Raw genomic sequence first — 22,933 nt, 5'->3', positions numbered from 1 at the left:
GACAGGGGTTCTCGGCCCGACCGAAAATCGCGTGAGGCCGACCGCGCTGCTCCGTAGAGTGGAGCGAGTGATCGCGCTGCCGGACGCCCGTCCCCGGACCCCCGACCTGTCGTCGCCGACCGCGTACCTCCGGCGTCTGGCCACCTACCAGGTGCCCACGCTCCTGCTCGGCGTCCTCTTCGGCGTCATCTGGCTCGTCAGCCAGGCGCTCTTCCCCGCGGCGATGAGCAAGGCCATCGACGAGGGGATCATCGGCGGTGACGGCGGAGCCCTGCTCGCGTGGTCCGGCGCGCTCGTCGGGCTCGTCCTCATCAGCGCGGCCTCGGGCGCCGTCCGACACCGCTTCGCCGTGGCCAACTGGCTCCAGGGCGCCTTCCGCTCGGCCCAGTTCATCGGTCACCAGGCCGCCGACACCGGCGAGGCCCTGACGCGCACCGTGCCCACCGGCGACGTCGTCGCCACGGTCAGCTCCGACGCCATGCGCATCGGCGGGCTCTACGACGTCAGCGCCCGGTTCGCCGGCGCCGTCGTGTCCTACGTCGTCGTCGCGCTCATCCTCCTCGACGCCTCGAAGCCGCTCGGCCTCGTCGTGCTCATCGGTGTGCCCGTCCTCGTCGGCGCGCTCACCTTCATCGTGCGTCCGCTGCAGGCGCGCCAGCTGGCCCAGCGCGAGGAGTCGGGCAAGCTCATCGGCCTCGGCGCCGACACCGTCGCCGGCCTGCGCGTGCTGCGCGGCATCGGGGGCGAGCACACCTTCCTGCGCCGCTACGCGACCCAGTCGCAGCAGGTCCGCGTCGTCGGCAACCGTGTCGCCGGCTACCAGGCGGCCCTCGACGCGGCACAGGTGCTGCTGCCCGGGCTGTTCGTCCTCGTCGTCGTCTGGCTCGGGGCGCGCTTCGCCATCGAGGGCCAGATCACGCCCGGACAGCTCGTCGCCTTCTACGGGTACACGGCCTTCCTCGTCATCCCGCTGCGCACCGCCACCGAGATGGTCGACCGGGCCACGCGGGCCCACATCGGCGCCGGCAAGCTGCTCCGCGTCCTGCGCGTCACCCCCGACCAGACCGATGCCACGGGTGAGCTGCGGCCGCTGCCCGAGGGTCCGGCCCGCCTCGTCGACCCGACGAGCGGCGTCGCAGTCCGACCCGGGCTGCTGACCGCCGTCGTGTCGGCGCGTCCCGAGGAGTCCGCCGCCCTCGCCGACCGGCTCGGCCGCTTCGGGCCGCGGGCCACCGACGCCCGCCTCGACGGCACGCGTCTGGCCGACGCCCGGCTCGCGGACGTGCGGGCGCGGATCGTCGTGTCGGAGACCGACCCCCGCCTCTTCACCGGCTCGCTGCGTGACGAGCTCGACCCGCTCGGCACCCACGACGACGCCGCCCTCCTCGAGGCCCTCGGCGTGGCCAGCGGCGAGGACGTCCTCGAGGCGCTGCCGGCAGGTCTCGACAGCGAGGTGGAGGAGCGAGGTCGCGCCTTCTCCGGCGGCCAGCGCCAGCGCCTCGCCCTGGCCCGGGCCCTGCTCACCGATGCCGACACCCTCGTGCTCGTCGAGCCGACGAGCGCCGTCGACGCCCACACCGAGGCACGCATCGCCGGGCGCCTCGGCACGGCCCGCGCGGGCCGCACGACCGTCGTCATGACGGCCAGCCCCCTGCTGCTCGACCGCGCCGACGAGGTCGTCTTCCTCGAGGGCGGCCGCGCCGTCGCGACGGGCACCCACCAACAGCTCATGACCGGCCACCCGCGCTACCGACGCACCGTCGTCCGGGGTGAGGAGGACTGATGTCGACCACCACCACTGCGCCGCAGCCGAACCCGACCACCGGCCGAGCCCTGCCCGTCGCCGACACCGCGTCGGTCCGCCAGCACACCCGCGGCCTGCTGCGCCGCCACCGCCGGGCCCTCGCCACCGTCGTGGGGCTGCACGCGGTGGCCGCGGTCGCCTCACTCGTCGCGCCCCGGGTCATCGGCCTCCTCGTCGACGAGATCAGCCACGGCCGGAGCGTCGAGGTCGTCGACCGGCTCGCCATGTGGATCGCCGGAGCCGTCGTCGTGCAGACCGTCGTCACGTGGTTCGCCCGCCGCGCGTCGTTCGTCATGGGCGAGACCGTCTTCGCCGAGCTGCGTGAGCAGTTCATGGAGCGGGTCGTCGGCCTGCCGCTGTCGACGGTCGAGCGCGCCGGCACCGGCGACCTCGTGTCGCGCACGACCAACGACGTCGAGGCCCTCTCGCACGTCATCCGGTTCGGGGTGCCCTCGATCTTCGTCGGCGCCGTCACGACCGCCATCACCGTCGTGGCCGCCTTCCTCACCGGCTGGCAGGTGGCCCTCGCCATCGTCGTCGGCATCCCGGTGCTCGTCGTCTCGACGCGTCGCTACCTGCGGTACGCCCCGGAGGGCTACCTGCGCGAGCGTGCGACGTACGCGGTGCTCAACGGCGTCGTCACCGAGTCGGCCGAGGGCGCCCGCACCGTCGACGCGCTCGGCCTGAGCGCGCGTCGGCGCCGCCGGATGGACGCCGCCCTGGGCGACTGCTACGAGGCCGAGAAGTACACGCTGGGCCTGCGGCTGCGGTGGTTCCCCGCCGTCGAGTTCGCCTTCTTCTTCCCCGTCGCGGTGACGCTGGCGTGGGGCGGCTGGCTCATCTCGCGCGACGTCGTCACCGCCGGCACCGTCACGGCCGTGGCGCTCTACGTGCAGCAGATGGCCGGGCCGCTCGACGAGCTGATCTCCTGGCTCGACGAGATCCAGGTGGGCGCCACCTCCCTCGCCCGCGTCATCGGCATCGCCGACGTGCCGCCCGACCGCTCGGCGACCGGCGAGGAACCGGCCGACGACCACCTCGAGGTGGACGACGTGCACTACGCCTACCGGTCGGGCCGCGACGTGCTGCGCGGCGTCTCGCTCGACCTGCTCCCGGGTGAGCGGCTCGCCATCGTCGGTCCGTCGGGCGCCGGCAAGTCGACGCTCGGGCGCCTCATGGCCGGCATCGACGGCCCCCGCGAGGGTCGCGTCGACGTCGGCGGGGTGCGCCTCGTCGACCTCGAGCTGGCCCAGCTGCGTGGCCAGGTCGCGCTCGTCACGCAGGAGCACCACGTCTTCGTCGGCAGCCTCGAGGACAACCTGCGCCTGGCCCGACCCGGGGCCACGCGGGAGGAGCTGCTCGACGCCCTCACCGCCGTCGACGCCCGTGAGTGGGCCCTGGCCCTGCCCGAGGGGCTCGACACCGGCGTCGGCTCGGGTGGGCACCGGCTCAGCGAGCCGCAGGCCCAGCAGCTGGCTCTGGCGCGGCTCGTCCTCGCCGACCCGCACACGCTCGTCCTCGACGAGGCCACCTCGCTGCTCGACCCACGTGCCGCGCGGCACCTCGAGCGGTCGCTGGCGGCCGTCGTCGAGGGTCGCACCGTCGTCGCCATCGCGCACCGGCTCATGACGGCCCACGACGCCGACCGGGTCTGCGTCGTCGAGGACGGCCGGATCAGCGAGATCGGTTCCCACGACGAGCTGCTCGCGGCCGACGGCGCCTACGCCGCGCTCTGGCGGTCGTGGCGCGACGAGCCCCAGCCGGCACCCCGCTGAGCGGGTCGGGCGGCACTTCGTGACGCCGTCCGAGAAATCCGCGGAAATTGCTGACGAAGAGGCGTAACTCCGCCGCCCGGCGGTCGTTGGTCAGCGCGGTGCAGGGCTGTTTCTCGACCGGTTGCCAGCCCGCGCACCGAGGGTGGGGCCGTCTCTGAGGGGTGACGGCCCCACCCGCACGCGTCGCGGGTCCGCTCACCCACCCCCGGCGGGCCCGCGACGTCCTCCCCCTCGGCCGCCGGGCCTCGCCGGGACGCACGGATCGGCCCACCCGGCCTCCTCCTCCACCCGGGTCGGCCCGTCCGCGCGGGGACTGAACGACGCGTCAGGCGGGCACGAGCCGGTACGGCTCGCCCTGCGCCGGGCGCCGGTCGGCCTCCCCGACCGCGGGCCACAGCGACATGGCTCGCTCGGCCTGGGCCGTGATCGTCAGGCTCGGGTTGACCCCGAGGTTGGCCGACACCGCGGCACCGTCGACGACGTGCAGGCCCGGGTAGCCCCAGACCCGGTGGTACGGGTCGACGACACCGGTCTGCGGCGAGTCGGAGATGACCGCCCCGCCGAGGAAGTGCGCCGTCATCGGGATGTCGAGGATCTCGCCGACCGACGAGCCGGGCCACGCCCGTTCGCCGGTGCCCTGCTCGAGCCGTCGCGCCATGGCACGGACGGCCACGTTGCCCTCGGGGATGTAGGTGGGGTTCGGCTCGCCGTGGCCCTGGCGCGACGTCAGGTGCCAGCCGAACAGGCCCCGCCTGCGGCTCACGGTGATCGAGTTGTCGCGTGACTGCATGACGAGCGCGATGACGGTGCGCTCGCTCCAGCGCCGGCTCGACAGCGACCGCACGAAGATCGTCGGGTGGCGCAGCACCTCCCCCGCGAAGCGGACCCACCGCGGCACGCGTCCGCCGCCGTCGACCTGCATGACGGCGAGGGCACCCATGAGGTTGGACCCCTTGCCGTAGCGGACGTTCTCGACGTGCGTCGTGTCGGACACGTGGAAGCTCGACGTGATGGCCACGCCCTTGGTCAGGTCCGCATCGCGTGGCACCCGCTGGGTCATGGCGCCGCCGAGCGCCTCGGAGTTGGTGCGGGTGAGGTGCCCGAGCCGGCTCGACAGGTGCGGCAGCCCGTCGGTGCGCATCGCCTGGAGCAGCTGGGCGGTGCCCCAGGCCCCGGCCGCCACGACGACCTGCCCCGCGGTGACGGTCCGCTCGCCGGCCCGACGCCGTCCCCACGCGCCCGAGCGGACGGTGGTCACGGCGTAGCCCTCCTCCGGGCGCGCCGGGTCGAGCGGCCGCAGCCGCGTGACCGTGCGCAACGGCTCGACGGTGACGCCGCGTCGCTCGGCGAGCGCGAGGTAGTTCTTCATCAGCGTGTTCTTCGCGCCGACGCGGCAGCCGACCATGCAGTTGCCGCACTCGGTGCAGCCGGTGCGCTCGGGCCCCTGGCCGCCGAAGTACGGGTCGGGGACGCGTCGGCCGGGTTCGCCGAAGAAGACGCCGACGGGCGTCTTGCGGAACGTGTCGGCGACGCCGAGGTCGGTGGCGGCCTCGCGCATCAGCGCCTCGACGGGGCCCTCGCACGGGTTGGTGACGACGCCGAGCATCCGCTGGGCGGTGGCGTAGTGCGGCGCGAGCTCGGCCTGCCAGTCGGTGATGTGCGCCCACTGCCGGTCGCGGAAGAACGCCTCCGGCGGCACGTACAGCGTGTTGGCGTAGTTGAGCGACCCACCGCCGACGCCCGCTCCTGCGAGCACCAGGCAGTCGGGCAGCCGGTGGATGCGCTGCACGCCGAAGCAGCCGAGCCGCGGCGCCCACAGGTAGCGGCGCACGTCCCAGCTGGTCCGCGCGAAGTCGTCGTCCTCGAAACGGCGCCCCGCCTCGTAGACGTGGACGCGGTAGCCCTTCTCGGCCAGGCGCAGGGCCGCCACCGACCCCCCGAACCCCGATCCGATGACGACGACGTCGTGGTCGAAGGTGCTCATGGCACCGACCCTAGCCAGCCGCGTCGCCGCAGGCTACCGACAGTAACCTGAGTCACGCACCCGGAGCCGTCGGCCGGGTCAGTTGCCGAGGTAGGGCGAGACGACGACCTCGACGCGCTGGAACTCCTTGACGTCGGAGTAGCCGGTCGTGGCCATCGCCCGCCGCAGGGCGCCGACGATGTTCGTCGTGCCGTCGGCGCGCCGGCCCGGGCCGAAGAGGATCTCCTCGAGCGAGGCCTGCGTGCCGAGCTCGATGCGCTCGCCACGGGGCAGCTCCGAGTGGTGGGCCTCGGGGCCCCAGTGGTAGCCACCACCGGGCGCGTCGGTCGCGCGCGCGAGCGCGGCGCCGAGCATGACCGCGTCGGCCCCGCAGGCGATGGCCTTGACGATGTCGCCGGACGTGCCGACGCCGCCGTCGGCGATGACGTGGACGTACCGGCCGCCCGACTCGTCGAGGTAGTCGCGGCGGGCCGCGGCGACGTCGGCAACGGCGGAGGCCATGGGCGCGTGGATGCCGAGGGCGGTGCGCGTCGTGTGGGCGGCGCCGCCGCCGAACCCGACGAGGACGCCCGCCGCGCCCGTGCGCATCAGGTGCAGTGCAGCGGTGTACGAGGCCGCTCCGCCGACGATGACCGGCACGTCGAGCTCGTAGATGAACCGCTTGAGGTTGAGCGGCTCGGCCCGGCCGCTCACGTGCTCGGCCGAGACCGTGGTGCCGCGGATGACGAAGAGGTCGACGCCGGCGTCGACGACGGTCTTCCAGTGCTGCTGGGTGCGCTGCGGCGACAGCGCTCCGGCGACGGTGACGCCGGCCTCGCGCAGCTGGCGCAGCCGCTCGGTGATGAGCTCGGGCTTGATCGGCTCGGCGTAGATCTCCTGCATGCGGCCCGTGGCCGCGTGCGGGTCGATCGCGGCGATCTCGCGCAGCTGGGCCGTCGGGTCCTCGTAGCGGGTCCACAGACCCTCGAGGTCGAGGACCGGCAGGGCGCCGAGCTTGCCGAGGGCGATGGCCGTCTCGGGCGAGACGACCGAGTCCATCGGCGCGGCCATGACCGGGATGTCGAAGTGGTAGGCGTCGATCTGCCAGCCGACCGAGACCTCCTCGGGGTCACGGGTGCGCCGCGAGGGCACGACCGCGATGTCGTCGAAGGAGTACGCGCGGCGGCCGCGCTTGCCTCGGCCAATCTCGATCTCGGTCACCGGCAGATCCTATCGAGCCCGCGACCGGCGCGGTCGCGCCTCCCACGGCGGCGGGGATGGCGGCGGACAGGCGGCGGCGTCAGCGACGGGAATCAGCGGCGTCGGGGGAGGTAGCGGTGCTCCGGTCGCCCGGTCGTCCCGTAGGAGAGGTCGAGGTCGACGAGCTGCTTCTTGACCAGCGTGGCGAGGTAGCGCTGGGCGGTCGGCCGGCTCGCGCCGAGGATCTGGGCCACCTCCGCGGCGCCGACCGGCGCGGGAGCCTGCGTCACGATCTCGAGGACGCGCGCCATCGTGGGCTGCAGGCCACGGACCGAGGCGGCCTGGCGCGGCGGGGTCCCGCGCAACGTGTAGAGGGCATCGACGACGGCCTGGTCGAGGTCGCCCGCGTCGCCCCCTCCGGCCGGTGCCCGGCGCACGCGCTCCGCCCACGCCCGGTAGGCCTCGAGCTGCTCGCGCAGGGCCGCGAAGCTGAACGGCTTGACGAGGTAGTAGAAGGCGCCGAGCTGCATCGCCGTGCGGACCGACTCGAGGTCCCGGGCCGCCGTCACGAGGAGGAAGTCGGGCACCGGCCGGCCACTTGCGGCCAGGCGCCGGACGAGGTCGAGCCCGGTGAAGTCGGGCAGGTACATGTCGAGCAGCACGAGGTCGGGCTCGAGGTCTCCGACGAGCCGCTCGGCCTCGGCCCCGGTAGGGGCCTCCCCCACGACGCGGAAGCCCTCGACCTTGCCGACGGCGAGGGCGTGCGCGTGGGCCACGTGGTAGTCGTCGTCGACGACGAGGACGCTGATCACGCCACTCCCTCCCGCACCCGGACCGGCAGGCTGACCTCGAACCTCGCGCCGCCCGGCGAGGACGCCGTGATCGTCCCGCCCGCTCGTGTCACGAGCCGGTGCACGAGGGCGAGGCCGACGCCACGGCGCATGGCCCCGCGCGGGTCCTTGGTCGAGTACCCGTCGACGAAGACGTCCTCGAGCCGGTCGGCCGGGATGCCGGGACCGGTGTCCGTGACACGCAGGTGCAGGACGCCGTCGTGGCACAGCAGGCAGACCGTGACCTCGCCGCGCGGGTGCCGTCCGAGCGTGGCCGGGTCGTCGGCGACGGCGTCGACGGCGTTGTCGACGAGGTTGCCGAGCACCGTCGTCACCGGCAGCCCGTCGACGTCGCGCGCCTCGACGCGGCTCGCGGGGTCCAGCCGCACGGTGACATCGCGCTCGGCGGCCACGGTCGTCTTGGCGAGAAGAAGGGCGGCGACGACCGGGGCCGCGACGCGCGAGCGGATCTCCTCGCTCGCCAGGGAGGTCTCCTGCCACAGCTGCTGGCTGTACCGCGTCGCCTCGTCCACCTCGCCCATCTCGAGCAGGACCGACAGCACGTGCAACCGGTTGGAGAACTCGTGCTCCTGGGCGCGCAAGGCCGTCGTCAGCCCCTCGACGGAGTCGAGCTGGCGCAGCAGGCCCTCGAGCTCGGTGCGGTCGCGGATCGTCACGACCCAACCGGCACGCCGGCCCCCGACGACGACGGGCATCCGGTTGAGGACGAGCAGGTGCTCGTCGGTGACGGCGACGAGGTCGGTGCCCTCGACGTCGCCCGTCACGACGCCCCGGAGGCGGCCCGGGGGCACGACCTCCTCGAGGGGCTGGCCCAGCCGCGCCGCCTCGAGGCCGAGGAGCCGGCGCGCCTCGTCGTTGAGCACGTTGATCGCGCCGTCGGCGTCGATGCCGAGCACCCCCTCGCGGATGCCGTGCAGCATCGCCTCGCGCTCCTGCACGAGGGCGACGATCTCGGCCGGCTCGACGCCGAAGGTCACCCGCTTGATCGCGCGCGCGAGCAGCAGCGACGCGACGACCCCGAGGCCCAGCGCGACGAGGCTGTAGAGGGCGATGTCGGCCACCTCGGCCGACACCCTGACCCCCACCTCGGACTCGAGGATGCCGACGGACACCTCTCCGATCGGGCGTCCGGACGCATCGAGGATCGGCGCGCGGGAGTTCGCCGACCGCCCGAGGCTGCCCTCGTCGATGCCGGTGTGCACCTTCCCGTCGAGGGCCACCACGGGCTCCTCGACGCGCTGCCCGATGAGGGACGGGTTCGGGTGGGAGTACCGCCGACCGTCACGGTCGATGATGACGACGTAGGAGGCCTGCGTCGCCGAGCGGATGTGCTCGGCGAGCTGGGGCAGGACGCGGGCTGGGTCGCCCTGCTCGACGGCCGTGGCCACCGCCGGGATCCGCCCGACCGTGACGGCCACGCTCGTGGCCTGGTCGATGGCGTGCGCGTCGGCGGCCCGGCCGGTCAGGCGCGTGTAGAAGCCGAACCCCACCGCCATGGTCACGACGACGATGCCGAGCACGGCGATGAGGATCCGGGACGCCAACGTCCGGGCAAACCTCGGCATAGCTCTCCTCACGCCATCGGGACGCGATCAAGCATGACTGAGCAGAACGCACAAAACCACAGACAAAGCGACTATCACGACCAAGGCGCACAAGGCTTCAGGCCGGGTGCGGCCGCCTCCTACGTTGACGCAACTCAACGAGGAGAAAGGGTTTCGGCCCATGGCCGCCATCGAGCTACGAAACGTCACCAAGACCTTCCCCACGAGCGGGGGCGGCACCTACACCGCGATCCAGGACCTGAGCCTGACCGTCGAGGACGGCCAGTTCTGCGCCGTCGTCGGACCGACCGGCTGCGGCAAGTCCACCACCCTGACCCTGGTCTCCGGGCTGGAGCGCCCCACCCGGGGCGAGGCTTTCGTCCACGGCGAACCCGTCGACGGCATCGACACGAGCACCGGTTTCGTCTTCCAGCAGGACGCCGTCTTCCCGTGGCGGTCGGTCCTCGACAACGTCGCCTCCGGACCGCTCTACCGCGGCCGGTCCCGCGCGGAGGCCACCCGGCTGGCCCGGGACTGGCTGCGCCGCGTCGGGCTGTCCGGGTTCGAGGACCGCTACCCGCACCAGCTCTCGGGCGGGATGCGCAAGCGCGTCGCCCTGGCCCAGACGCTCGTCAACCAGCCGCGGATCCTGCTCATGGACGAGCCGTTCAGCGCGCTCGATGTGCAGACCCGGGCGATCATGTCGACCGAGCTGCTGCACCTGTGGGACCAGACGCGTCCGGCCGTCGTCTTCGTGACGCACGACCTCGAGGAGGCGATCGCCCTCGCGGACAAGGTGGTCGTCATCACCGCCGGCCCCGGCACGGTCAAGGCCGAGTTCGAGATCGACCTGCCGCGCCCGCGCGTCGTCCAGGAGATCCGGCTCGACCCCCGCTTCACGCGCCTCTACACCGAGATCTGGGAGGCGCTCCGCGCCGAGGTCGAGGAGGCCTACGCGCGCACGACGCGTCTGGCGGAGGTGGCATCGTGATCGACGCCGCGACCCACCAGGACGGGTCCCTGACGGCGCAGGCCGCCGAGGCCCGACCGGTCCGAGCCACCGACGCGCAGGCGTCCGTGACCTCGCCCCGGGCACGCGCCCGCAACCGGCGGCTGCGTCTCGGCGCGGTGCGGCTCGGCATCGTCGTCGTCCTCCTCGTCGCCTGGCAGCTGTGCGTCCACGCCGGCGTCGTCGACCCGTTCTTCTGGGGCGAGCCGACCGGCGTCTGGAGCACCCTCGTCGACTGGGTCACCGTCGGCACGCCGCAGGGCTCGCTCGGCGCCCAGATCCTCGTGACCCTCGAGGAGGCCGTGCTCGGCTTCGTCATCGGCTCGGTGCTCGGCGTCGTCTTCGGCATCGCCCTGGGCCGCATCCAGATCCTCTCGGAGATCTTCGCGCCGTTCCTCAAGGCCGCCAACTCGATCCCGCGCATCATCCTCGGCTCGATCTTCACGGTCGCGTTCGGCTTCGGGATCCAGTCGAAGGTCATCCTCGCCGTCGTCCTCGTGTTCTTCGGCGTGTTCTTCAACGCCTTCCAGGGCAGCCGCGAGGTCGACCGCAACCTCGTGGCCAACGCCCGGCTGCTCGGGGCCTCGAGGTGGCGGGTCACCCGCGACGTCGTCCTGCCGTCTGCGTTCACGTGGATCCTCGCGAGCCTGCACATCAGCTTCGGCTTCGCCCTCATCGGGGCGCTCGTCGGGGAGATCCTCGGCGCGAACGAGGGGCTGGGCCTGCTGATCCGGTCCTCTCAGAACAACTTCGACATGAACGGCGTGCTCGCCGGCATGGTGCTCGTCGCCGTCATCGCCCTGACCGCCGAGGGGCTCATCACCCTCCTCGAGCGTCGGCTCCTGCGGTGGCGTCCCCCGCAGACGCACGGAGGAGGCGCGCACGAGTAGCCCGCCCACGCCTGCACTCCCAGCACCAGACCCAGAACAGACTCAAAGGAGAGTTCCCTTGAACACCAAGCGATTCGGCGCCCTCGGTGCCGCCCTGCTCGCCGCCTCGACGATGGCCGCCTGCGCCAACAGCGCGTCCGGTGCCACCGGCGCCGCCGGCTCGGTCGACGCCAACGCCCCCACCGTGACCATCATGGTCGGCGGCATGAGCAAGCAGATCTACCTGCCGTTCATGCTCGCCAAGCAGCTGGGCTACTACGCCAAGGCCGGCGTGAACGTCAACCTCGTCGACGAGCCCGCCGGTGGCGACGCGACGCAGAACATGCTCGCCGGGCAGGTCCAGGGCGTCGGTGGCTTCTACGACCACAACATCGCCCTCCAGGCCCAGGGCAAGTCGTCCGAGGCGGTCGTCTCGATGCTCCAGATCCCCGGCGAGGTCGAGCTGTGCCGCAGCGACCTCAAGGGGACCATCAAGAGCCCGGCCGACTTCAAGGGCCAGGCGCTCGGCATCACCGACACCGGCTCCTCGACCGACTTCCTCACCCAGTACCTCAGCAAGAAGAACGGCGTCGACCCGACGCAGGAGACCCGCCGCGGTGTCGGCGCCGGCCAGACCTTCATCGCCGCGATGAAGCAGAAGACGATCGCCTGCGGCATGACGACCGAGCCGACCGTCAGCAAGGCCCTCTCGGACGGCACGGCGTTCATCCTCCTCGACATGCGCACCGCCGCCGGCTCCAAGGCCGCCCTCGGCGGCACCTACCCGGCCACGTCTCTCTACATGCCGACCGAGTGGGTCAACAGCAACAAGGCGACGGTGCAGAAGCTCGTCAACGCCTACGTCGCGACGCTGTCGTGGATCCAGGCGCACGACGGCGCCGCCATCGCCGACAAGATGCCGGCCGACTACTACAAGGGTGTCGGCAAGGACGCCTACGTCGCCGCGCTGAACAGCGAGAAGGGCATCTTCAACCCGACCGGGCTCATGCCGGCCGACGGCCCGCAGACCTGCCTCGCCGTGCTCGGCGAGTTCAACCCGAAGGTGCAGGGCAAGTCGATCGACCTGTCCAAGACCTTCACCAACGAGTTCGTCCAGGCGGCCAAGCCGCTGGCCTGAGACGAGGCCACGACGCGCGACGGCCGCCCGACCCGCATCCGGGGTCGGGCGGCCGTCGCGTGTGCCGGCGGGCCGGGTCAGGCGACGCGTCAGGCGACGCGTCAGCCGCTCGTCGAGTAGTTCGGCGCCTCGACGATGCCCTGGATGTCGTGCGGGTGGCTCTCCTTGAGCGAGGCCGAGGTGATCCGCACGAACTGGCCCTTGTCCTGCAGCTCGGTGACGGTGCGCGCGCCGACGTAGAACATCGACTGGCGCAGGCCGCCGAGCATCTGGTGGGCGACGGCCGACAGCGGGCCGCGGTAGGCGACCCGGCCCTCGATGCCCTCGGGAACGATCTTGTCGTCGGACTCGACCTCGGCCTGGAAGTAGCGATCCTTGGAGAACGACTTCTTGCCGCGGCTGCTCATCGCGCCGAGCGAGCCCATGCCGCGGTAGCTCTTGAACTGCTTGCCGTTGACGAAGATCAGCTCGCCGGGGCTCTCCTCGCAGCCGGCGAGCAGCGAGCCGATCATGACGGAGTCGGCGCCGGCGACGATGGCCTTGGCGATGTCGCCGGAGAACTGCAGACCGCCGTCGGCGATGACCGGCACGCCCGCCGGCCTGCACGCCTGGGCGGCGGCGTGGACGGCCGTGATCTGGGGGGCCCCGACGCCGGTGACGATGCGGGTCGTGCAGATCGAGCCCGGGCCCACACCGACCTTGACGGCGTCGGCGCCCGCGTCGACGAACGCCTGCGCGCCCGCCGTCGTCGCGACGTTGCCGCCGATGACCTGCACGTGACGCGTCGCGGGGTCCTTCTTGAGCCGCTCGACCATCTCGATGAGCAGGCGCACGTGGCCGTGGGCGGTGTCGGCGACGAGCACGTCGACGCCGGCCTCGATGAGGGTCGTGGCCCGCTCCCACGCGTCACCGAAGTAGCCGATCGCGGCACCCACCATGAGGCGGCCGTCGGCGTCGTTGCTCGCGTCGGGGAACTGCTCGCTCTTGACGAAGTCCTTGACGGTGATGAGGCCGGTGAGGTGGCCCTCGCCGTCGACGAGCGGGAGCCGCTCGCGCTTGTGCTGGCGCAGCAGGGCCGTGGCCTCGTCGCGGGTGATGCCGACGTGGCCGGTGATGAGCGGCATCGGCGTCATGACGTCGCGCACGAGCGTCGTGGCCCACTCGGCGACCGGCGTGAAGCGCAGGTCGCGGTTGGTCACCATGCCGATGAGCTTCTTGTCCTCGCCGATGACCGGCAGGCCAGAGACGCGGTACTCGCCGCAGATCTGGTCGAGCTCCTCGAGGGTGCGGTCGGGGCCGATGGTGATCGGGTTGGAGATCATCCCGGTCTGGGTGCGCTTCACGAGGTCCACCTGGTAGGCCTGGTCGGCGATCGAGAGGTTGCGGTGCAGCACGCCGAGACCGCCCTGGCGGGCCATCGCGATGGCCATCCGGGCCTCGGTGACGGTGTCCATGGCCGCCGAGACGAGCGGGGACTTGATCGACAGCTCGCGGGTGAGGCGCGTCGTGGTGTCGATGTCGCTGGGGGCGAGGTCGCTGTAGCCCGGCAGGAGCAGAACGTCGTCGTACGTCAGCCCCATCGTGGCAAAGGCAGCGGGTACGTCAGACGATCCGAGGCTCATTGCCCAAGTCTAAGGGCTGCGCGAAGGCCCCTCGGACGCGTCTCAGCCGGCGCCGAGCAGGCCGCCGACGGCAGCGCCGGCGCCGCCGACGAGCGTCGACGTCGTGTCGCCGAGGAGCGTCAATGTGTCGTCGCTCCCGGGCACGACCCCGCTGCCGGTGGCACCGCCCGCGCTGCCCGCGCGACCCGGGGCCGGCGACGTCGGGGACGCCGTCTTCCGCGCGCTGCTGCCCGACCCGGCGGAGCCGGACGTGCTCGGGGAGGTCGCGCCCAGCGTCTGGGTGGGCGTTGCGGGCTCCGTCGGCGCCGGGGCGGTCGGCGTGCCCGTCGCGTTCTTGCCGCCCTTGCCGCCCTTGGTGCCCTTGGTGCCGTTGCCGTTGTTCGTGCTCTTGGTCCCCTGGTCTGCGCCCTGCGCGTCGCCGTCCTGGCCGTCGCCACCCTCGTCGGTGCCGCCCTGGCCGTTCCCGCCGGCCGGCGGGTGAGCGGTCTGGCCGGCGCCGACGGCGCCCTGGTTGCCCGAGCCGCGCCCGTGGCCGGCGTCGCCCCCGGCGGTGTGACCCTGCTGGGCGGCGTCGCTGACGGCACCCGGCCCACCTGCTGCCACCGCCGCCTCGACGGCCGCGGCCTGCGCGGGCGGCAGCAGCACGATGGCGCCGTCGGCGCGGCGGACGAGGACGAGGCCCTTGGCCCGCGTCGAGCCGGCGGTCTGGGGCAGGCCGAGCCGCGCGAAGAGGCCGCTCGGTGCCGAGCTGTGCGCGCTGTCCTCCATCTGCTGCAGCACGCGCGCCCGGCCGGCGCTGTTCGGGCCTCGGTCGGGCAGCGACACCGCGGCCGCGACGCCGGCGCCGGATGCGGCGATGGCGAGCGCGGCGAACGCACCGAGGTAACGGTGCTGGGTCCGACGCCGACGCGCGCCGGAGCGTCCGGGCAGCCGGGTGTCGGCGTGCGCGGCGAGCGCCCCGAGCAGGGCGGCCACCGGCTCACCGGAGCCGCCGGAGCGACGCCCGAGCGCGTCGAGGAGCAGGTCGTCGGCGACGACGTCGTCGATGGGGTGCAGCTCGTTCATGCGACGTCACCCGCCTCGGCCTCGGCCACGAGCCCGCGCAGCTTGCCGAGCGCCCGGTGCTGGGCGACGCGTACGGCGCCGGCAGACATGCCGAGCGCTGCGGCGGTCTCGTCGGCGGACAGGCCGACCGCGACGCGCAGCGTCAGGATCTCGCGCTGCTGCGCAGGCAGCCGCTGCATGAGAGCCATGACGGTCGCGGCCTGGTCCCGCATCACGGCCACCGACTCCGGCGAGGGCGCGTCGTCCGGGGCGTCCGGCACCTCCGGGACGGGGGCCGGACCGCGCATGGCCGCGCGCTGCGCGTCGGCGAGCTTGCGGGAGGTGATGGTGTACACGAACGCCTCGAAGGGCAGGCCGCGCTCCTCGTAGGTCGGCAGGGCCGTCATGACAGCCATGCACACCTCCTGGGCGACGTCCTGCGCGATGTCCTCGGCACCGAACCGGCCGAGGCGGACGCGCGCATACTTCAGCGCCATGTCCCGCACCCGGGCGAGCAGCAGCTCATGGGCGCGGGCGTCACGGCCGGCAGCGGCCGCGAGGTCGCGAAGGGGGCGTGCATCCACCCGCTCCATCGCGGCGACACCGCCCGGCGTTACGCGGACGGACGTCGAGCGTCCCAGACCCATGGCACCTCGCTCCCCCGATGGTCGTGTGTCCTGCTCGTCGGTCGTGCTCGTCTGTCGTGCCCGTGCTGGTCGCGCCGGCCTCTGCTGCTCGGTGCTGCCGCACCCGTGGCGGGGCCACGCACCGGCACCCGGCGGTCCTGCGGAGCGCCCTCATGCTAGTCGTTCCGGATCCGGTTCCGAGCGGGTCGGGCACCCCCCACCCGTCCGGGCCGCAGCCTCCCGACGAGCATGCCATCTGGTTGGAAAGTCTTGAACAAGTCTTGAAGATTCCGCCCTTTAACCGTGATCCTGCGCCCGGTTAGCGTCGATTCCGTGGCCTCGCAAGGCGAAACCTCCGGCCGCACGTTCGACCCGGCGTCTCCACCCGCCCGACCCGAAAGACGACTTCATGGCCGAGATCACCCGCCTGCCCGGACCGGTTGCAGACCTCTGGGACTGGCAGCTCGAGGGAGCGTGTCGCGGGGTCAGCCCCGACGTGTTCTTCCACCCCGAGGGCGAGCGCGGACCGCGCCGGCGCAACCGCGACGCGCAGGCCAAGGCCGTGTGCGCGGCCTGCCCCGTCGTGACCGCCTGCCGCTCCCACGCTCTTGAGGTCCGCGAGCCCTACGGCGTCTGGGGCGGCCTCACCGAGGGCGAGCGCGAGCTGCTCTACGACGGGGTGGCCGCGGCGTCCTGACCGTCGCCACCGGCTGATCGTCACCCGCCTCCACGACCCCACCACCTCACGTCCACCACCACCGACCCCGACCCACCCACCGACCACGGTCGCCGACGACGTCGACCACCACGGACACCGGGCGGGACCCGGACGCTCCGGCAGCCCCACGACGGGGTGGCGCCGCCGGAACGCGGAGAGGGCCGCTCCCCCGACGGGGAGCGGCCCTCTCTGTGTGCGGTGGTCGCGATCAGTGACCGTGGCCGTGACCGTGGCCGCCGGCGGCCTCCGGCTCGTCCTCGGGCTTCTCGACGACGAGCGTGTCGGTCGTCAGGATCATCGAGGCGATCGACTCGGCGTTGCGCAGCGCGGAGCGCGTCACCTTGACCGGGTCGATGACGCCGGCGCCGATGAGGTCGCCGTACTCGCCCGTGGCGGCGTTGAGGCCCTGGCCCAGCGGCATGTCGGCGACCTTCGAGGTGACGACGTAGCCCTGCAGACCCGCGTTCTCGGCGATCCAGCGCAGCGGCTCCTGCACGGCCTTGCGGACGATCGCGGCGCCGGTGGCCTCGTCGCCCGACAGGCCGAGGCCGTCGATGACGGTCGCCGCGTGGATGAGGGCGGTGCCGCCACCGGCGACGATCCCCTCCTCGATCGCGGCGCGCGTCGCGGAGATCGCGTCCTCGATGCGGTGCTTCTTCTCCTTGAGCTCGACCTCCGTGTGCGCGCCGACCTTGATGACGCAGACACCACCGGCGAGCTTGGCGAGGCGCTCCTGGAGCTTCTCGCGGTCCCAGTCGGAGTCGGTCCGCTCGATCTCGGCCTTGATCTGGTTGACGCGGCCGGTGACCTCGGACTGCTCGCCGGCACCGTCGATGATCGTCGTGTCGTCCTTGGTGAGGACGACGCGGCGGGCCTGGCCGAGGACCGTGAGGTCGGCCTGGTCGAGGGAGAGCCCGACCTCGGGGGCGATGACCTGGCCACCGGTGAGCACGGCGATGTCCTGGAGCATCGCCTTGCGGCGGTCGCCGAAGCCGGGAGCCTTGACGGCGGCGACGTTGAACGTGCCGCGGATCTTGTTGACGACGAGCGTCGAGAGGGCCTCGCCGTCGACGTCCTCGGCGATGATGAGCAGCGGCTTGCCCGACTGGACGACCTTCTCCAGGACCGGCAGGACCTCGGCGACCGAGGAGATCTTGCCCTGGTTGATGAGGATGTAGGCGTCCTCGAGGACGGTCTCCATGCGCTCGGTGTCGGTGACGAAGTACGCCGAGAGGTAGCCCTTGTCGAACTGCATGCCCTCGGTGAACTCGAGCTCGGTGGCGGTCGTCGAGGACTCCTCGACGGTGATGACGCCGTCCTTGCCGACCTTGTCGAACGCCTCGCCGATGAGGCCACCGAGGGTGGCGTCCTGGGCGGACAGCGTGGCGACGGAGGCGATCTCGTCCTTGCCGTCGACGTCGCGGGCGTGCTTGAGCAGCTCGTCGTTGACGGCGGTCACGGCCTTGTCCATGCCGCGCTTCAGCGCGGCCGGGGCGGCGCCGGCGGCAACGTTGCGCAGGCCCTCCTTGACCATGGCCTGGGCCAGCACGGTCGCGGTGGTCGTGCCGTCACCGGCGACGTCGTTGGTCTTGGTCGCGACCTCCTTGGCGAGCTGTGCGCCGAGGTTCTCGTACGCGTCCTCGAGCTCGACCTCGCGGGCGATCGTCACACCGTCGTTCGTGATCGTGGGGGCGCCCCACTTCTTGTCGATGACGACGTTGCGGCCCTTGGGGCCGAGCGTCACCTTGACGGCGTTGGCGAGCGCGTCGACACCGCGCTCGAGGGACTTGCGGGCGGAGTCGTCGAACTCCAGCATCTTGGCCATGGTGATCCTTCTGGCTCGGGTGTTGCGGTGAAGTGGTGGGGGCCGGGAACCGGACGCACCCCGGGAGCCCGGTAGGGGCTCACCGGGGTGCGGTCAACGGCGCAGCTGCGTGCGGGGGGTGTCGGTCAGCCGACGATGGCGAGGACGTCGCGCGCGGAGAGGATGAGGTACTCCTCGCCGCCGTACTTGACCTCGGTGCCGCCGTACTTGCTGTAGATGACCTTGTCCCCGACCTTGACGTCGAGCGGGACGCGCTCGGTGCCGTTGTCGTTGAAGCGGCCCGGGCCGACGGCGAGGACCTCGCCCTCCTGGGGCTTCTCCTTGGCGGTGTCGGGGATGACGAGGCCGGACGCAGTGGTCTGCTCGGCCTCGAGGGACTTGACGACGATGCGGTCCTCGAGCGGCTTGATGGAAACCGACACGGTGGTGACCTTCCCTTCGGGACAGTCGGAGATGACTTGCGGACTGTGGGGCTCTTCGAGGCCGGTCGCCGTCGCGGGGGTCGACCTCCCTCGAGGAGGGTGCTGGCACTTTCAGGCCGAGAGTGCCAACACGGCAAATCTAGGTTTGCCATTAGCACTCGGTCAAGTCGAGTGCCAGAAATCGTCCGTCGCGTCGTGCCGGTCAGCTGCTGGCAGGATGACGCCATGGACGCCGCGATGGTCGACCGCCTCGCCACCGGCGAGGGATGGGCCCTGCTCCAGTCGCTGCCACCGTACGACGAGACGGCCGCACTTCACCTGCAGACGAAGCTGCGCGAGGCCGGCTACGAGCCCGACCTCGTGGCCGCGGCGCTCAACCAGTCGCGCCTGCGCACCCGCGGCACCGAGAAGTTCGGCGACTTCGCGGCGGGCATGCTCTTCACCGCCGACGGCCTCGAGCAGTCGACGCGGCTGGCCGTCGCCGCCCGGCACGCGCACCGGTTCGTCGCCGCGGGCGTCGAGGAGGTGTGGGACCTCGGCTGCGGGCTCGGGGCCGACGCCATGGCCTTCGCGAGCCTGGACCTGCGGGTCCGCGGTGTCGACGCCGACGAGGCCACCGCGCGGATCGCCGCGGTCAACCTCCGGCACTGGCCGGGCGCCCGCGTCGAGCACGGCCGCGCCGAGGACGTCGCGCTGCCCGGTTCCCCCGGCGCTGCCGCGGCCGGTACCGACGCGTCGCGCACCGGGGTGTGGCTCGACCCGGCCCGACGCGTCACCGGCGTCGCCGACGCCCGCGGCCGCACCCGCCGCGTCTTCTCCCTCGATGCCATCTCGCCGTCCTGGCAGCAGGTGCTCGCCGTCGCCGACACCGTGCCGGCCACCGGCGCCAAGCTCTCCCCCGGCTTCTCGCACGGGGCCCTGCCCGCCGGCGCCGAGGCGCAGTGGACCTCGTGGCACGGCGAGGTGCTCGAGTGCGCCGTGTGGTGGGGCCCGCTGGCCCGGACGCCCGGGCGCACCGCGGCGGTCGCCAGCGCGAGCGCCACGCACGTCGTGACCGAGGCCGACGCGTCGGGCGGCGCGGGTGTCGAGCCGCTCGGGTCGGTCTCCGACGTGGACGGCTGGCTCTACGAGCCCGACCGCGCGGTGATCCGCGCCGGGCTGACCGGCGCCCTCGTGGCCGCGACCGGCGGGAGCGAGCTCGCCACCGGCGTCGGCTACGTCGGCGCCGACCGCGCCGTCGACGTGCCGTGGGCCCGGCGCTTCCGGGTCGACGCGGCGATGCCCCTGTCGACCAAGCACCTGGCCCGCTGGCTGCGCGACCACGGCTTCGACCGCGTCACCGTCAAGAAGCGCGGCGTCACCCTCGACGCCGACCGGCTGCGGCGGCAGCTGAAGATGACCGGACGCGGCAGGGGCGGTTCCGAGGCGACGCTCGTCGTCACCCGGGTGGCCGGCAGCCAGGTCGCCCTCGTCGTCACTCCCGCGTGACGGCCCGCGGGTGCGACTCCGGCCACGTACATTCCGTCCGTGGCGGGGCCGGTCACTGCATGAGCGGTCTGCCACCGAGGGGACGACCCGACGCGGGCAACGAGCCGCAGCGCGGACGAACCGCGCGCGGGGCGAGGGGCGTCAGGCGCCTGACGCGTAGCGGGCGTGCAGGACACTCCATGTGGCGTCCCAGTCGGGCAGCTCCTCCCCGGCCAGGTCGGCGCCGAGTCGCCGCACGTAGGTGTCCCACCCCGCTGCGTACCCGGCGACGCGGGCCGCGTCGAGGCGGGCGTGGCGCAGCACCAGACGGGCACCGTCTGCGTCGGGCACCACCTCGACGGTGACGACGGTGGCGACCTCGCCGACGGGCCACTCCCAGACGAGACGCGTCGGGGCCTCGCACGAGACGACCCGACAGCGCGGGGTGTCCGCGTCGTCGAAGTGGATCGTGAAGTCACCGCCCTCGTGCAGGTCCCCGCTGACCCGGGCGAACCTCCGGGCGAGCCGGTCGGGGTCGGTGCACGCCCCCCAGAGGTCGGCGACGTCGGTCGCGTAGTGGCGGTCGAAGGCGACGGCGACACCACCCTCGGGGGCGTCCGTCTCGATGCGTCCGAGCGTCTGCGTGATCTCGCTCATCCCTGCTCCTGTCCCTGTACGTCGCGGCCGGCCCGCCGGCCGCGGGCCACCTCCGTCTCGAGGGCGTCGAGGCGCTGCCCCCAGAACGCGCGGACGTCGTGGCACCACTGCTCGACCTCCTCGAGCGCACTCGGCACGAGCCGGTACACCCGCCGCTGTCCCTCGGCCCGCGCCTCGACGATCCCGGCCTCGCGCAGCACCCGGAGGTGCCGCGAGACGCCGGGCCGCGTGGTGTCGAAGAGGTCGGCGACCTCGCCGGCCGTCAGCTCGGCGCGGGCCAGGTTCTCGACGATGGCCCGACGCGTCGGGTCGGCCATCGCCTCCCACGTCCCGTTCATGGATCGAACGTAACCGATTGGTTACGTAACTGACAAGGGACCTCTTGGGTCCTGGAGGGCGGCGTCGGGCTGCGCGCCGGACCAGCGGACCGCCTCGGCGCCGGCACGGTTCGCCGCCTCGAGCGCGGACCGGTCGTCGGCCCCCGAGGCGAGCGCCGCCGCGAGCGCGCCGCAGAACGCGTCCCCGGCCCCGACCGTGTCAGCGACCTCCCCTGCAGGAACGGGGACGCCGTCGACCTGCTCGAGTCCCCAGCGCGCCCCGGCAGCCCCGAACGTCACGAGGAGCGAGCCCGGGAGCAGGTCCGAGTCGGCGAGCAGGCGCATCTCCGACTCGTTGACGACGACCGGGTCGCACACCATGACCGCGTCCGCGAGCACCGGCGCGTACGGCGCCATGTTGAGCACGACGCGGGCTCCGGCCCGGTGGGCTGCGAGCGCGAGCCGCGCCACGTCGTCGAGGGGCACCTCGAGGGAGCAGAGCAGGACGTCGCCCGGTCCGACACCGACCGAGGCCATCGACGCGTCGTCGACCCGCTCGTTGGCACCGGGAACGACGATGATGGTGTTCTCGCCCGCATCGTCGACGGCGATGTACGCGGTGCCGGTCGGCGCGTCGGTGACACGCGCCACGGCCGTCTCGATCCCGAGCGCGCGGAGCCGCGCGAGGTAGGCGTCCCCGGCCGCGTCGGCACCGACGGCTCCGACCATGACGACGTCCGCGCCGGCACGCCGGGCGGCAACGGCCTGGTTGCCGCCCTTGCCGCCCGCGAACCGGCCACCCGGCCGGCCGAGCAGGGTCTCGCCGGGTTGCGGGTGGCGCTCGACGCGCGTCACGACGTCGACGTTGAGCGAACCGAGGACGACGACGCGGCCCATCAGCGCTCCCCCGCCCCGTCGACAGCCCCGTCGACAGCCCCGTTGGCAACGCCGAGAGCAGGCCCGTCGGCAGCGCCGAGAGCAGGCCCGTCGGCAGCGCCGCCGGCGGCCAGGAGGGTGTCCACCCAGAGCCGGGCGTACCGCGGCCCGTCCACGCCGAGCGCGACCTCGACGCGCACCGGCGCCTCCCCGTGCGGGTCGTGCGCGCGGGCCCCCTCCCACTCGCGGCGGTCGACGATGGTGCGGCCGCGCGACCAGCTGCCGGCCAGCTCGACGCGCAACGGGAGCGTCTGCGTCGTCAGGGCGCCGCGGTCGATGACGGCGCAGACGGCCCCGGCGTCGCCGATCGTCGAGGCGTCGCCGAGCCGGGCCCGCTGGAAGTCCATGAGCCGTCCGCCGAGCTCGGCCGGTCCCCGACCACCGGCGGCGACGAGCCGTGCCGACTCCGCCGGCGCGACGACGGGCGCGTAGAAGACGTCGAGTCCGTACATCGTGACGCGGATGCCGAGGTCGGCGGCCGCGTCGAGGACGACCGCCGCGGCCTCCGGGTCGTGGAAGACGTTGAACTCGGCCGAGGCCGTCGCATTGCCGACGTCGGCGGCCCCGCCCATGAAGACGATCTCGGCGATGCCGGCCGCCGCGTCGGGGTAGGTGCGCAGCAGCAGCGCGATGTTCGTCAGCGGGGCGAGCGGCACGACGGTCACCGGCCGCCCCCGCGCGGCGGCGTCGCGGCACACGTCGCGGAGCAGCTCGACGCCGTGGCGCGGGTCCGGTGCGGTGGTCGGCGCGTCCCAGCCGAGGTCGCCCATGCCGTCCTGCCCGTGCACGTGGCGCGCGTGCAGCGCCGGCTCGAGCAGCGGCCGCTCGGCGCCGCGGGCCACCGGCACGTCGGAGCGGCCGGCGGTCTCGAGGACGAGCAGCGTGTTGCGCACGACGTCGTCCACCGGCGCGTTGCCGCCGACGCACGAGACCGCACGCAGGTCGAGGGCCGGGTGCAGCGCAGCGAGCAGCAGCGCACACGCGTCGTCGACGCCGGTGTCGACGTCGAGGACCACCGGGACGGGCGAGGTGGGCACGGCGGGGGCGTTCGTCACGTCGGCAACCTACCCCCGGTCCGACACGTCCGGCCCGGCTCGAAGCGGGTCGTCGATGGCGCGTACCGGCGCGTCGGGGGCGCAGCGGGGG

20 protein-coding genes are annotated in these 22,933 nt (G+C 73.1%); 7 read left to right on the top strand and 13 right to left on the bottom strand.

Going from position 1 to position 22,933, the window contains the following annotated elements:
• The first annotated feature begins 67 nt into the window (after positions 1-67).
• Both AC3A5R_RS14550 and AC3A5R_RS14545 read left to right on the top strand, forming a co-directional pair.
• Positions 68-1,783, top strand: coding sequence for an ABC transporter ATP-binding protein (locus AC3A5R_RS14550; protein WP_487621481.1), 1,716 nt, complete (start codon positions 68-70; stop codon positions 1,781-1,783).
• Positions 1,783-3,579, top strand: coding sequence for an ABC transporter ATP-binding protein (locus AC3A5R_RS14545; protein ID WP_487621480.1), 1,797 nt, complete (start codon positions 1,783-1,785; stop codon positions 3,577-3,579). The genes AC3A5R_RS14550 and AC3A5R_RS14545 overlap by 1 nt, the downstream gene beginning before the upstream one ends.
• 325 nt (positions 3,580-3,904) lie before the next feature.
• Here AC3A5R_RS14545 and AC3A5R_RS14540 read toward each other — a convergent pair whose 3' ends face one another.
• From AC3A5R_RS14540 to AC3A5R_RS14525, 4 genes are all read right to left on the bottom strand, one after another.
• Complete coding sequence (locus tag AC3A5R_RS14540) at positions 3,905-5,563, bottom strand: GMC oxidoreductase (RefSeq protein ID WP_487621479.1); 1,659 nt, start codon at positions 5,561-5,563, stop codon at positions 3,905-3,907.
• A 78-nt stretch (positions 5,564-5,641) separates the two neighbouring features.
• A complete protein-coding gene (locus AC3A5R_RS14535; RefSeq protein ID WP_487621478.1) occupies positions 5,642-6,763 on the bottom strand; it encodes a GuaB3 family IMP dehydrogenase-related protein in 1,122 nt (373 codons plus the stop codon).
• Positions 6,764-6,855: 92 nt separating this feature from the next.
• Positions 6,856-7,554, bottom strand: coding sequence for a response regulator (locus tag AC3A5R_RS14530; protein ID WP_487621477.1), 699 nt, complete (start codon positions 7,552-7,554; stop codon positions 6,856-6,858).
• A complete protein-coding gene (locus AC3A5R_RS14525; protein ID WP_487621476.1) occupies positions 7,551-9,158 on the bottom strand; it encodes an ATP-binding protein in 1,608 nt (535 codons plus the stop codon). The genes AC3A5R_RS14530 and AC3A5R_RS14525 overlap by 4 nt, the downstream gene beginning before the upstream one ends.
• Before the next feature lie 160 nt (positions 9,159-9,318).
• Here AC3A5R_RS14525 and AC3A5R_RS14520 point away from each other — a divergent pair, with 160 nt between their 5' ends.
• Genes AC3A5R_RS14520 through AC3A5R_RS14510 form a run of 3 tightly spaced genes read left to right on the top strand, consistent with a single transcriptional unit; the run spans position 9,319 to position 12,153 of the window.
• Positions 9,319-10,128 (top strand): ABC transporter ATP-binding protein, encoded by an 810-nt coding sequence (locus AC3A5R_RS14520; RefSeq protein WP_487621475.1) that lies wholly within the window; start codon positions 9,319-9,321, stop codon positions 10,126-10,128.
• On the top strand, positions 10,125-11,036 hold the full coding sequence (locus AC3A5R_RS14515) for an ABC transporter permease (protein ID WP_487621474.1): 912 nt from the start codon (positions 10,125-10,127) through the stop codon (positions 11,034-11,036). The genes AC3A5R_RS14520 and AC3A5R_RS14515 overlap by 4 nt, the downstream gene beginning before the upstream one ends.
• A gap of 58 nt (positions 11,037-11,094) precedes the next feature.
• Positions 11,095-12,153 carry an ABC transporter substrate-binding protein gene (locus AC3A5R_RS14510; protein ID WP_487621473.1) on the top strand — a complete coding sequence of 353 codons (1,059 nt, stop codon included), beginning with the start codon at positions 11,095-11,097 and terminating at the stop codon, positions 12,151-12,153.
• Between the two features lie 101 nt (positions 12,154-12,254).
• On the opposite strand, the gene guaB is transcribed toward AC3A5R_RS14510, so the two are convergent.
• From guaB to AC3A5R_RS14495, 3 genes are read right to left on the bottom strand one after another with little or no spacing between them, the layout of a single operon-like run.
• Positions 12,255-13,775, bottom strand: a complete 1,521-nt coding sequence (gene guaB, locus AC3A5R_RS14505) for an IMP dehydrogenase (protein WP_487621472.1) — start codon at positions 13,773-13,775, stop codon at positions 12,255-12,257.
• A gap of 42 nt (positions 13,776-13,817) precedes the next feature.
• A complete protein-coding gene (locus tag AC3A5R_RS14500) occupies positions 13,818-14,840 on the bottom strand; it encodes a hypothetical protein (RefSeq protein WP_487621471.1) in 1,023 nt (340 codons plus the stop codon).
• Positions 14,837-15,412, bottom strand: a complete 576-nt coding sequence (locus tag AC3A5R_RS14495) for a sigma-70 family RNA polymerase sigma factor (RefSeq protein ID WP_487621614.1) — start codon at positions 15,410-15,412, stop codon at positions 14,837-14,839. Before AC3A5R_RS14495 ends, AC3A5R_RS14500 begins: the two co-directional genes overlap by 4 nt.
• Positions 15,413-15,854: 442 nt before the next feature.
• Between AC3A5R_RS14495 and AC3A5R_RS14490 the strand changes: the two genes are divergently transcribed.
• Positions 15,855-16,142: a WhiB family transcriptional regulator gene (locus tag AC3A5R_RS14490; protein ID WP_487621470.1), complete on the top strand. Its 288-nt coding sequence runs from the start codon at positions 15,855-15,857 to the stop codon at positions 16,140-16,142.
• 229 nt (positions 16,143-16,371) lie between these two features.
• Here AC3A5R_RS14490 and groL read toward each other — a convergent pair whose 3' ends face one another.
• A complete protein-coding gene (groL, locus tag AC3A5R_RS14485) occupies positions 16,372-17,988 on the bottom strand; it encodes a chaperonin GroEL (protein WP_487621469.1) in 1,617 nt (538 codons plus the stop codon).
• Between the two features lie 125 nt (positions 17,989-18,113).
• A complete protein-coding gene (gene groES / locus AC3A5R_RS14480; protein WP_076259712.1) occupies positions 18,114-18,410 on the bottom strand; it encodes a co-chaperone GroES in 297 nt (98 codons plus the stop codon).
• 225 nt (positions 18,411-18,635) lie between these two features.
• Here groES and AC3A5R_RS14475 point away from each other — a divergent pair, with 225 nt between their 5' ends.
• Positions 18,636-19,898 carry a class I SAM-dependent methyltransferase gene (locus AC3A5R_RS14475; protein ID WP_487621468.1) on the top strand — a complete coding sequence of 421 codons (1,263 nt, stop codon included), beginning with the start codon at positions 18,636-18,638 and terminating at the stop codon, positions 19,896-19,898.
• Positions 19,899-20,039: 141 nt separating this feature from the next.
• Here the strand turns inward: AC3A5R_RS14475 and AC3A5R_RS14470 are convergent, their stop codons facing one another.
• From AC3A5R_RS14470 to AC3A5R_RS14455, 4 genes are read right to left on the bottom strand one after another with little or no spacing between them, the layout of a single operon-like run.
• A complete protein-coding gene (locus AC3A5R_RS14470) occupies positions 20,040-20,534 on the bottom strand; it encodes an SRPBCC domain-containing protein (RefSeq protein ID WP_487621467.1) in 495 nt (164 codons plus the stop codon).
• A complete protein-coding gene (locus AC3A5R_RS14465) occupies positions 20,531-20,872 on the bottom strand; it encodes a metalloregulator ArsR/SmtB family transcription factor (protein WP_487621466.1) in 342 nt (113 codons plus the stop codon). Before AC3A5R_RS14465 ends, AC3A5R_RS14470 begins: the two co-directional genes overlap by 4 nt.
• Positions 20,873-20,893: 21 nt before the next feature.
• Positions 20,894-21,748 (bottom strand): PfkB family carbohydrate kinase, encoded by an 855-nt coding sequence (locus tag AC3A5R_RS14460; protein WP_487621465.1) that lies wholly within the window; start codon positions 21,746-21,748, stop codon positions 20,894-20,896.
• Positions 21,748-22,842 (bottom strand): nucleoside hydrolase, encoded by a 1,095-nt coding sequence (locus AC3A5R_RS14455; protein WP_487621464.1) that lies wholly within the window; start codon positions 22,840-22,842, stop codon positions 21,748-21,750. Before AC3A5R_RS14455 ends, AC3A5R_RS14460 begins: the two co-directional genes overlap by 1 nt.
• Positions 22,843-22,933 lie beyond the last annotated feature (91 nt).

It is taken from the genome of Intrasporangium sp. Soil_C_50 (genome assembly GCF_057656595.1).
This window is presented reverse-complemented; position numbering and strand designations above follow the sequence as displayed.

Bases quoted from the DNA above. Each gene is read 5' to 3' on its own strand.
- AC3A5R_RS14495 (WP_487621614.1), bottom strand. From the start codon at position 15,412: ATGGAGCGGGTGGATGCACGCCCCCTTCGCGACCTCGCGGCCGCTGCC.
- AC3A5R_RS14470 (WP_487621467.1), bottom strand. From the start codon at position 20,534: ATGAGCGAGATCACGCAGACGCTCGGACGCATCGAGACGGACGCCCCC.
- groL (WP_487621469.1), bottom strand. From the start codon at position 17,988: ATGGCCAAGATGCTGGAGTTCGACGACTCCGCCCGCAAGTCCCTCGAG.
- AC3A5R_RS14545 (WP_487621480.1), top strand. From the start codon at position 1,783: ATGTCGACCACCACCACTGCGCCGCAGCCGAACCCGACCACCGGCCGA.
- AC3A5R_RS14500 (WP_487621471.1), bottom strand. From the start codon at position 14,840: ATGAACGAGCTGCACCCCATCGACGACGTCGTCGCCGACGACCTGCTC.
- AC3A5R_RS14540 (WP_487621479.1), bottom strand. From the start codon at position 5,563: ATGAGCACCTTCGACCACGACGTCGTCGTCATCGGATCGGGGTTCGGG.
- AC3A5R_RS14460 (WP_487621465.1), bottom strand. From the start codon at position 21,748: ATGGGCCGCGTCGTCGTCCTCGGTTCGCTCAACGTCGACGTCGTGACG.
- AC3A5R_RS14490 (WP_487621470.1), top strand. From the start codon at position 15,855: ATGGCCGAGATCACCCGCCTGCCCGGACCGGTTGCAGACCTCTGGGAC.
- AC3A5R_RS14525 (WP_487621476.1), bottom strand. From the start codon at position 9,158: ATGCCGAGGTTTGCCCGGACGTTGGCGTCCCGGATCCTCATCGCCGTG.
- AC3A5R_RS14465 (WP_487621466.1), bottom strand. From the start codon at position 20,872: ATGAACGGGACGTGGGAGGCGATGGCCGACCCGACGCGTCGGGCCATC.
- AC3A5R_RS14475 (WP_487621468.1), top strand. From the start codon at position 18,636: ATGGACGCCGCGATGGTCGACCGCCTCGCCACCGGCGAGGGATGGGCC.
- guaB (WP_487621472.1), bottom strand. From the start codon at position 13,775: ATGAGCCTCGGATCGTCTGACGTACCCGCTGCCTTTGCCACGATGGGG.
- AC3A5R_RS14520 (WP_487621475.1), top strand. From the start codon at position 9,319: ATGGCCGCCATCGAGCTACGAAACGTCACCAAGACCTTCCCCACGAGC.